6 protein-coding genes are annotated in these 6,663 nt (G+C 63.7%); 2 read left to right on the top strand and 4 right to left on the bottom strand.

The annotated features are described in order from the left end of the window. A partial coding sequence (gene uvrC, locus VKP01_RS06510; RefSeq protein WP_324411353.1) for an excinuclease ABC subunit UvrC occupies positions 1-1,647 on the bottom strand: 1,647 nt, incomplete at its 3' end. A 209-nt stretch (positions 1,648-1,856) separates the two neighbouring features. Beyond that, a complete protein-coding gene (locus VKP01_RS06505; protein ID WP_324411352.1) occupies positions 1,857-2,822 on the bottom strand; it encodes a cation diffusion facilitator family transporter in 966 nt (321 codons plus the stop codon). Between the two features lie 270 nt (positions 2,823-3,092). Here VKP01_RS06505 and VKP01_RS06500 point away from each other — a divergent pair, with 270 nt between their 5' ends. Next, positions 3,093-4,028 (top strand): dihydrodipicolinate synthase family protein, encoded by a 936-nt coding sequence (locus VKP01_RS06500; protein WP_324411351.1) that lies wholly within the window; start codon positions 3,093-3,095, stop codon positions 4,026-4,028. 59 nt (positions 4,029-4,087) lie between these two features. Here the strand turns inward: VKP01_RS06500 and VKP01_RS06495 are convergent, their stop codons facing one another. Together VKP01_RS06495 and VKP01_RS06490 are read right to left on the bottom strand one after the other, a co-directional pair. Beyond that, a complete protein-coding gene (locus VKP01_RS06495; protein WP_324411350.1) occupies positions 4,088-5,386 on the bottom strand; it encodes a Tad domain-containing protein in 1,299 nt (432 codons plus the stop codon). A gap of 14 nt (positions 5,387-5,400) precedes the next feature. Further along, positions 5,401-6,348, bottom strand: coding sequence for a response regulator (locus tag VKP01_RS06490; RefSeq protein ID WP_324411349.1), 948 nt, complete (start codon positions 6,346-6,348; stop codon positions 5,401-5,403). A gap of 126 nt (positions 6,349-6,474) precedes the next feature. Here VKP01_RS06490 and VKP01_RS06485 point away from each other — a divergent pair. Continuing rightward, on the top strand, positions 6,475-6,663 hold a 189-nt coding region (locus VKP01_RS06485; RefSeq protein ID WP_324411348.1), incomplete at its 3' end, for a hypothetical protein.

Below are 6,663 nucleotides of genomic sequence, written 5' to 3'. Positions count from 1 at the left end.
CTCCCGTCCCGCCTCACGATCGGCGCCCTTGGCGACACCGATCACCGGGATATCCGTCACCCCGAGTTCGCGCAGGATGGCGCGCACGCCGGAAACCTGGCCCGCCCCGCCATCAATCAGCACCAGATCCGGCCAGGCGGGGAATTCATCGGCTGAATCATCGGCAAAGGCCGGATCATCCGGTGGGCGATCCTGCCCGGTATCGCCCTTGCCGTTCCGTTTTTCCTCAGGATTCTCATGATCAGCCGCGCGGGGCTGGTCCTTCACCAGCCGGGCGAAGCGACGACGCAGCATCTCACGCATCATGGCGAAATCATCGCCGGCGGTGACCTTCTCCACCGGCATGTTGAAGGTGCGGTAATGCGTCTTCATGAAGCCACCAGCGCCGGCGACGATCATCGCACCCACCGCATTGGCGCCCTGGATATGGGAATTGTCATAGACCTCGATCCGGCGCGGGCTGCGCGCGAGCCCCAGCGCATCGGCGGTGAGATCGAGCAGGCGCTGTTGCGAGGCGGTCTCCGAGAGACGCCGCCCGATCGCCTCCTTCGCATTGCGCTCGGCATTCTCGACGATCTGGCGCCGCTCGCCGCGCTTGGGCGTCGCCAGATCCACCTTGTGGCCGGCGCGCACGGCGAGCGCAGCGGCGACCACCTCACGCTCGGGGGATTCGTGCGAGAGCAGGATCTGCTTCGGCGGCGGCTTGTCGGAATAGAACTGCACGAGGAAGGCGGTCAGCACCTCCTCGACGCTCATCGACTTGTCGGCCTTGGGGAAATAGGCGCGGTTGCCCCAGTTCTGCCAGTTGCGGAAGAAGAACACCTCGACGCAGAACTGTCCGCCCTCCTCCGCGATGGCGACCACATCGGCCTCCTCGACGCTCTGCGTATTCACCCCCTGGCTTGACTGGATGGCCGAGAGCGCGGCCAGACGGTCGCGATAGCGCGCGGCCCGCTCGAATTCGAGGGCGTCCGAAGCCTCCTGCATCTCGGCCGAAAGGCGCTCCTTCACCCGTGAGCTCTTGCCGGAGAGGAAATCCACTGCCTCGCGGGTGAGCGCGGCATAATCCTCGCGCGCGATCTCGCCGGTACAGGGCCCGGCGCAGCGCTTGATCTGGTAGAGCAGGCAGGGACGGGAGCGGTTGTCGAAATAGGAATCCGAGCAGGTGCGCAGGAGGAAGGCGCGCTGTAGGGCCGTCATGGTGCGGTTGACCGCCCAGACGCTGGCGAAGGGGCCGAAATAGCGCCCCTTGCGATTGCGCGCGCCACGATGCTTGGTGAGCTGCGCCCCGCGCTCATCCTCGGTGACGAGGATATAGGGCAGCGATTTGTCGTCACGCAGGAGCACATTGTAGCGCGGGCGCAACTGCTTGATCAGATTGGCCTCGAGCAAGAGCGCCTCGGATTCCGTGCCCGTGGTCACGAATTCCATCTGCGCCGTCTCGGTGATCATCCGGATGATGCGGTTTGAATGGCCCTGGCCGCGCGCATAGGAGCCGACGCGGTTCTTCAGGCTCTTCGCCTTGCCGACATAGAGCACCTCGCCCTGCGAATCGATCATGCGATAGACGCCGGGCGCGTTGGGCAAGGTCGCCCAGAACCGGCGGATCACCTCCATGCCGGTGCCGCTGACACCACTCTCGGTCATGACCGTCTCGCCCGCTTGCGCCGGGGCGGGTGGCGATGGCGGCGCGGCGGATTGCGCGGCGGGGATCGGCGTATCGTCGGCGGGATCGGTCATGGGTCAGATGTAGGCTATGCGGGCAGCCCGGGAAAGATCTCTCCCGGGCCTGTCCTGGTTGAATTCACCACGATGCGCTGGCGGCTGGCCAGACGGGATCGATTGGTCAGACGCGATCAATGATGCTCGTGACGGGCATGTTCGTCACCGCCGTGTTCTTCGCCCGCCATGCCGTGACCGTAGAGCGCCGCGTTGGCATGGGCGTGATCGATATGCTCGAATTCCAGGCTCGAATGCCCGATACCGTGGGCCTGCTTCAACTCCTTCTTGATCGCGGCCTTGACGGTTTCGAGTCGCGTCCAGCCCTCCCGCGACACGACCACGTGACAGTCGAGCGCAGCCTCGTGCTCCTGCATCTGCCAGAGATGCACGTGATGCACGTCATGCACGCCCTCGACACCACGCATGGCCGCGATGACGGCCGCGCTGTCGATATCGGGCGGGCTGCCGAGCATCAGCGTGCGGATCGGACCGCCGATCTCGGTGAGAGCGAGGTAGAGGATGTAGAGCGCAATAAGGATCGTGATGGCGGGATCCACCCAGCGCAGATCATAGAGCAGGATCAGCGCACCGCCGAGGATCACGGCAACGGAAGCCAGCGCGTCTGACAGGTTGTGCAGGAACAGTGCGCGGATGTTCACGGAGCCTTTCTGCATCGACCAGGTGAGCAACGCCGTCAGCAGATCGACCGCGAGGGCAATGATTCCCAGAATGACCACGGTCCAGCCCGCCACCTCCGGCGGATCGATGATCCGCATGCCACCCTCATAGATCAGATAGAAGCCGACCAGGATCAGGGTGACGTAATTGATCAGGGCCGCGACGATCTCGATCCGTCCGTAGCCGAAGGTCATGCGCGAATCAGGCGGTCGGCGCGCGATCTTGCGCGCGGCGAAGGCGATCACCAGCGATGCCATATCGGAGAAATTGTGGAGCGCGTCTGCGATCAGCGCGAGACTGCCGGAGAGGATGCCGCCGATGATCTGCGCGACCGTGAGCAGGGCATTCGCCCAGATTGCGACGGAGACGCGCCGATCCCCGGATTTCGGATCGATATGCACATGCGCGTGATCGTGCGGCATTTCGGGCCTCCCGAGTGATTGATGTATGCGCGTTACGGCCATGCCTGGGCGATATGATCGTTCCTGCTCCGGCACCGTTCGACATCAGCATGTATCGCGCACTGGTGAGGACGACAACGCCTGCAGCATCTGCCTCGAGCCGCCTGAGTCGTTTCGCGCAAACGAGGTTGGGAGCCGCAATGGTTGCCTCCGCCGGTCCCCCCGGCCTACCAACAGCAAAAGCGGTCGGCGGGTGCCGGCACGCGACGATATCTGATTGAGGACAAAGCCATGCTCGATGCAAACGCCAAGGGCGTCTACGTCATCGCCCCCACCCCCTTTCACGACGATGGCCGCGTCGATGACGCTTCCATCGACCGGATGACGGATTTCTTCGTCGAGGCGGGCTGCACGGGCATCACAGCGCTGGGCATGATGGGCGAGGCCCCGAAACTTGACGGAGAGGAAGCCCGCGCCATCGCCTCGCGCATCATCAAGCGTGCCGGCGACACGCCCGTCGTGATCGGCGTATCCGCTCCCGGCTTCGCTGCCATGCGTACGCTTTCGCACTCGGTGATGGATGCGGGCGCTGCCGGGGTGATGATCGCCCCGCCTTCCTCGCTGAAGACGGACGACCAGATCGTCAATTACTACGCGCAGGCCGTCGAGGCGATCGGCTCCGACATCCCCTTCGTGATCCAGGACTATCCGCTCGCCATCGGCGTGGTGATGACGCCGGGCGTGATCCGCCGGATCGTGCAGGACAACCCCTCTGCCGTGATGCTCAAGCACGAGGACTGGCCGGGGCTGGAGAAGATCTCGGCGCTGCGTGGCTTCGAGCAGGACGGCTCCATGCGCCACATATCGATCCTGTGCGGCAATGGCGGTCTGTTCCTCGATTTCGAATGTGAGCGTGGCGCAGATGGCGCGATGACCGGCTACGCCTTCCCGGACATGCTCGTCGATGTCGTCAAGCTCTCCCAGGCCGGCAAGCGCGACGAGGCGCATGACCTGTTCGATGCGCATCTGCCGATGATCCGCTATGAGCAGCAGCCGGGCGCCGGTCTCGCCGTGCGCAAATACGTGCTGCAACGGCGCGGTATCATTTCCTCGCAGGCCCAGCGCAAGCCAGGCGGCGCGATCTCCGCCAAGGCCCGCGCCGAGGTTGATTATCTGCTCTCACGCCTCGCAAAGCACGATCCGCGCGCCGGCAAGCTCGTCGGCTGATCGCGCAACCGCCGTGAACAAGAGACCGGCGGCATATCACCGCCGGTCGCAAGCGCCGATCACTGCGAGAGCATGATTTCGGAATGCGGCCCGACTCCCTCGGGGACGGGCACATCCGTCGCGGCGTAATCGGTGTTGAGAACCAGCCGTGAACGGTTGGCTATCTCGATTTCGCGCGCCACGACGACGGTATAGGCGGAATCGCCCGCAACAGGCTGATCCGCATCGATCAGCAGCTTCGATTTGGGCAGATAGATCGTGCCGAGCAACGTGCGCGCATTATTCGAGCTGATCCGGAAGGTCGCATCGTCCCTCGATCCGGCCTCGATGAAGAGGATACCGGCATATTGTCCCTCGAGGCTCGCGGAGAGGCTCAGCGTGGTATCCGGACCGAATTCGGCCCCGGCCCCGTCATGAAAGACAAAGGTGACGTCATGAGCCGTGATACGCGCCCCATCCTCGACCTCCAGCCCGTCACCACCGATATGATAGACTCCGGATTGGAAGGTGACCGGAGCCGAACTGCCAATTTCGAGGCCACCGCAATATTTTCCCGGGTAGAGGGTCTGGTTGCCCCTGACCTCGTACGGATCATCGTCGGCACTGCTGCAGGATGAAGACGGTATCCGGTGCGTGAGTGGATCGCCGATACGCGGGCAGGCTGTCACGGGCCCTGGACTGGCCGAGCCGCCATTGTATGAAACCGCACCATGCACGCAGATCAGACTGGCCTCCATATTGACCGAACCATCGAGGCGCAGCGCGCCCGATGACCCCGAATTGACATAGATCCCGCAATCCTCCGCATCGAGCCGGGCATGGTCGAAAAGGGCCATCGCATGGGATGTGCGCGGATCGGTGCTGATCATGCAGATCGGCTCGCGTCCGGCGAGCAGCGCCGTCGCGTTGACCCGGACGCTGGAAAGTCCCGTATTGAACAGGCGTGAGAAAATCGGACTGACAGTGCTCTCCACCGCAATCGTGACCGAATCGCGCTCGGGTGAGATTTCAGCCGAGACTTCGGGATTCTCGACGAAGCTCGTCCCGGCCTCGATCACTGCCTGGGCATAGAGCCGCGCGGCTTCCTGCAGGATCTCCGGGCGGGCGGCGCCGATGCGCAGTTCACGTGCGCTGACGATCGCGGCGCCGTCGGCGATCTTCTGCAGCTCGGTGCGTGCGGAATGCCAGGTGCTGACATCGACAGCGAGCGCAATACAACCAAGAAGCGGTATCAGCGCCAGCGAAAACAGCATCGCCATGCCGCCCTGGACATCCGAAAGAAAGCGCCCGGGCTGCGAGCGACGTACGATGCCGTCGCTGCATCGCGCCGCCGTGCCATTCGTATCCGCCTTGTGCATCGTTTCCTCTCGCCTCATGTTCGTCCGCCGCTTGCCAGAAAACGGAAGGGTCGCGCGGGCTTGGGGTCGGGACGACCCGATCCGGATTGCCGCAATTGCGCACGCATCGCCGCGACGGGATCGCCGACGACCGCCCCGGATGCGGGATCGTCCTGAGCAGAAGGCGCGACACCCCCCGCGTGCTCGTGCGCGGTGTCATCGACACGCGCCTCCAAGGGAACCGGCGGGCTCGCCTGTTCGGTCGCACCGCACATGGCCGCCGCTTCCCGGGCCCGCCGCGCCGCGATCAGATCGGCATAGCGCCGCAAGATCGCGCCTGTATCGTCGGAAGCATCGCCGGAAAGCGCGCATTGCGCGACGATCCCGGCGATCTTCTCCGGCGGTTGATCCAGAAGAATGCGCAGGCAGGTGATCGGATCGGGCCCGACCGGAGCCTCCGCGCGGGCGGCTTCCCGGGCTGGCATCCGCAGGATTTCGGCACCGCCTTCGACACCACCTGCACGCTGTTCTTGCTGCACGGCCGCCAGCGCCGCCTCGTTGTCGCGGCTGTTGCGCAGCACATATCGCAATTGATAGCCGAGCATGCGCCAGTTGACGGGCTTGGTCGCGAACGAGGTCGCACCGACCTCGTAGGCACGATCAATGGCAAACATGTCCTCACGCCCGGTAAGCACCACGACGGGAAGGCGTGCGAGCCGCGCATCCTCCCTGATTGCCGTACACAGGGCGAAGCCCGTCATCTGCGGCATTTCGAGATCGCTGAGCACGAGATCGAAGCCGGGATCGGCAGCCAGAATATCCCACGCCTCCTGGCCATTCTCCGCCGTCACGATCTCCCCGCCCGGATGCGAGAGCTGGGCCGTCGCCATCTCACGCATGATCGGATCATCGTCGACAGCGAGGATGCGCACCGGTTCCTCGAAGACATAGATGAAACCCTGTTCGGATCGTCCTAGCAGCATGGAATACGTCCCTTCGATGCAGCTATTTACAACTTTAAATATGACTATCAGCTTAAATGCATCGGTTAATTCCTTGCTTACGGAAATCTATGATAGTGCCAATTCGAAAACACCATGGGTTCAGGCGTGCAGAAGAATCAATCGATCAATTTCAAGCTGGGGCGCCTCGTGCTCGTCGCCGTGGGCATCGCGCTGATCTGTGGAACGGCGATCAATCTGTGGCGCGAGGTGGAGCGCTACGGCCAACAAAAGCATGAACAGCTCGCCACCACGGCACATGTTTTCGCCGCAGCTGCCGCCGAGGCGGTAGAAACA

This window comes from Saliniramus sp. (assembly GCF_035311605.1).
Lineage (GTDB): Bacteria > Pseudomonadota > Alphaproteobacteria > Rhizobiales > Beijerinckiaceae > Saliniramus.
The sequence above is the reverse complement of the archived record's forward strand: the minus strand, read 5'-3'. Positions and strand labels throughout refer to the sequence as shown.

Excerpts from the sequence above, each read along its gene's own strand:
- VKP01_RS06505 (WP_324411352.1), bottom strand. The coding sequence starts at position 2,822 with ATGCCGCACGATCACGCGCATGTGCATATCGATCCGAAATCCGGGGAT.
- VKP01_RS06500 (WP_324411351.1), top strand. The coding sequence starts at position 3,093 with ATGCTCGATGCAAACGCCAAGGGCGTCTACGTCATCGCCCCCACCCCC.
- VKP01_RS06495 (WP_324411350.1), bottom strand. The coding sequence starts at position 5,386 with ATGCACAAGGCGGATACGAATGGCACGGCGGCGCGATGCAGCGACGGC.
- VKP01_RS06490 (WP_324411349.1), bottom strand. The coding sequence starts at position 6,348 with ATGCTGCTAGGACGATCCGAACAGGGTTTCATCTATGTCTTCGAGGAA.